At 34.1% G+C, this 305-nt stretch carries 1 tRNA gene; it reads right to left on the reverse strand.

What is annotated here, in order from left to right:
• Positions 1 to 190 precede the first annotated feature (190 nt).
• Positions 191 to 258 (reverse strand) — tRNA-Lys (locus ACJ5GX_RS06450).
• Positions 259 to 305 lie beyond the last annotated feature (47 nt).

Consider the following 305-nt stretch of genomic DNA (forward strand, 5'->3'; position numbering starts at 1 on the left):
CACCATATTCTCAATTAAAGTAGGTCTTAAATAATAATAATCAATTAGTTTACGTTTTGGGAGCATAATTAGTTATAGGTCCAAAGATGAGTGCCAAGCACTCCTAAATCGATCGATCACCTAGATTATAGTATTTGTTAAAAATGTGTACTCTTTGTTCAATCGCTATTTTTTCAGAACAATTTTTAGCACAGTTACAGACCGATTCGAACGCGTGACCCACTGATTAAAAGTCAGTTGCTCTACCGGCTGAGCTACGGGATCATTTTATTTTTCAGCTACACTAAACAGTAATATAGTTTTTA

It is taken from the genome of Wolbachia endosymbiont of Tuta absoluta (genome assembly GCF_059414725.1).